Below are 2,266 nucleotides of genomic sequence, written 5' to 3' on the forward strand. Positions count from 1 at the left end.
GTTGGCCAGAAGCCAAAGATGGCTTCCTCGAATAGGCCTTATACATAGATGCAACCGGGTAGCAGTGTTTAAAAAGCAGGTAGACAGTGGGGGCGAGTCCATACATAGGAGCGAGCCTGCTCGCGATGGTCGTCAACGATAACGCTGTGAATCGATATCCCGCGGCGTATTCGAATTCATCGCGAGCAGGCTCGCTCCTACAGGGGTATGCGTCAACTTACAGGCAGGTCGCCAACGCTGCCAACCGGCGCTTGGCCACGAAGTCATCCTGTTGCGCGTAGTAGCTCAACACAGTGCCCGACGCATCGGTCGTCAGGTCGACGAACGACTCCGCCGATCGCGTGTAAACGGTGGTGCTGCCCTTCTCGCCAGGTTCCAGGTACGCCGCCGCATCGACACCGAACACCGCTTCGTCCTGCCAGGAAAACTGTACGCACTGGGCGACGTCTTTTGCCGGTTTTTCCGAGTTCAGGGTCTTGTACGGGGCCTTGGTGCGAGCATCGTTCATCGCCGAGCTCGCGCATCCCGCCAGCAAGGTCACGGCCAGCGCCACCATCAGAATTCGCATTGCATTCACTCATCAGGAAAAAGCGGACTGTATCACCGTGGCAGGGCGTTTCGTTCTGCTTTACTGCATTTATAACGCGACATCGCGCAACGATTCGAGCACCCTGTCGCGCCTTTAACAGCGTATCGCTCCCTGACTGGAAACCCCATGACACCCAATGCCGAGTTTTACAAACCGACCACTGAATATGCCGACAAGCTGATCAGCCAGATCGGCCAGACGCCTTCCTGGATTGCCAAGCGCATCGGCGTCACCGATAAGCGCATTCGCTACATCCTCGACGGCGAAAGAACCGTCAAAGGCGAAACCACGCCGATCCAGATGACCTACACCGAACAGTTTGCCCTCGAATGCCTGGCGGCAGCGGCCAAAGCCAGCAAGAAACAATCTTCGTAATCCGATCTCAAGGAGCGACCATGGCGGCATCCGAGCTGCAACATGAACAAGCGCTGAAGCGGTTTCTCGATGAGCGCCCCGAGTTGCTCCATCAACTCGATAACCTCAACCCGCTGCTGGCTCAGGCCAAGGGTGAAACACAAGCGCAGTATCGCGAGGAGCGCTTGCATGAAGCTTTTGAGGAAGAAGCCGAGCGCCTGGGATTGTTCGCCTGGGAGCTGACCCTGAAACTGACGGCCGCCACGCCGCAGGACTACGAAGCTCAACGTCTTGACGTGCACCGGGAAGTGGCGGAAATGGCTGGCATGGACTGGTTGGAGTATTGCGACTTGTATGGGATAAAACCCTGACCCTGCTCAAGGACGCCATCGCCCATGCTACCCAACACCGCCAAGACCCACGCCAGCCCCGGGCACTTGCACACGCAAAAATGGCGCGGACGCATCGGCCTGACCCTGGTGGCCTTGCTCTCGGTACTGGCGGGCATGACCGATGCCATCGGCTTCATGGCCAGCGGCGACTTCGTTTCATTCATGAGCGGCAATACCACCCGCATGGCCGTTGCCATCAGCACCGGCGACCTGGGCTTGACCCTGCGCCTGGTGATCCTCGTCGCCACCTTCGTCCTCGGCAATGCGCTGGGCATTATCGTCAGTCGGCTGGGCGGACGCCGGGCGCTGCCGTTGCTGTTGTGCATCGCCACTCTGCTGTGCGCCGCCGCAGCCTGGCCTTATGACGCGCAACTGCCGGCCCTGCTGGCCGCCATCATTGCGATGGGCATGCTCAATGCCGCAGTCGAGCAAGTGAACGGCCTGCCGGTCGGCCTGACCTACGTCACCGGCGCCCTGTCGCGCTTCGGTCGCGGACTGGGCCGCTGGATGCTCGGTGAACGCCGTGATGGCTGGCGCGTGCAACTGATCCCATGGGCCGGCATGTTTGCCGGAGCGGTACTCGGCGCGGTGCTGGAGCATCACCTGGGGCTCAAGGCGCTGTTTGCCAGCGGCCTGCTGGCCGCTTTGCTCGGGGTATTGTCGTTGAGGATCCCGCGGCGCTGGCAGTTAGGGTATATGCCACGCTGAGTCTGGAGTGACCTGTGAGACCGTCATCGCTGGCAAGCCAGCTCCCACAGGTATCTTGGTTGTACGCCAATGTCGAGTACACCTAATAACCCTGTGGGAGATTCTATGTTTGGGGGGAACCCCCAAACATAGAAATAGGCTTGTATTCACTTTGGTTTTTCATCAAGGCAAACAGTACCCGAGCCAGTTTTCTGGCAAGTATCACCAGCGCCTCGGTCCCTTT

General features: G+C 59.4%; 4 protein-coding genes and 1 pseudogene. 3 read left to right on the top strand and 2 right to left on the bottom strand.

Going from position 1 to position 2,266, the window contains the following annotated elements; translation table 11 throughout:
• Positions 1-217 precede the first annotated feature (217 nt).
• The gene (locus CKW19_RS28140; RefSeq protein ID WP_095061778.1) at positions 218-568 is read right to left on the bottom strand and encodes a hypothetical protein; all 351 of its coding nucleotides are present in this window, start codon (positions 566-568) and stop codon (positions 218-220) included.
• Between the two features lie 147 nt (positions 569-715).
• On the opposite strand from CKW19_RS28140, the gene CKW19_RS28150 reads away from it, so the two are divergent.
• The 3 genes from CKW19_RS28150 to CKW19_RS28160 are packed head-to-tail and all read left to right on the top strand — an operon-like array spanning position 716 to position 2,043.
• On the top strand, positions 716-964 hold the full coding sequence (locus CKW19_RS28150; protein WP_034146936.1) for a hypothetical protein: 249 nt from the start codon (positions 716-718) through the stop codon (positions 962-964).
• A 20-nt stretch (positions 965-984) separates the two neighbouring features.
• Positions 985-1,314 (top strand): DUF6388 family protein, encoded by a 330-nt coding sequence (locus CKW19_RS28155; protein WP_095061779.1) that lies wholly within the window; start codon positions 985-987, stop codon positions 1,312-1,314.
• 24 nt (positions 1,315-1,338) lie between these two features.
• Positions 1,339-2,043 (top strand): YoaK family protein, encoded by a 705-nt coding sequence (locus CKW19_RS28160; RefSeq protein WP_095061780.1) that lies wholly within the window; start codon positions 1,339-1,341, stop codon positions 2,041-2,043.
• Positions 2,044-2,146: 103 nt separating this feature from the next.
• On the opposite strand, the pseudogene CKW19_RS29330 reads toward CKW19_RS28160, so the two are convergent.
• Positions 2,147-2,266, bottom strand: a pseudogene (locus tag CKW19_RS29330) (IS110 family transposase); the annotation flags it as partial.

This window comes from Pseudomonas sp. Irchel s3f7, assembly GCF_900187615.1.
Lineage (GTDB): Bacteria > Pseudomonadota > Gammaproteobacteria > Pseudomonadales > Pseudomonadaceae > Aquipseudomonas.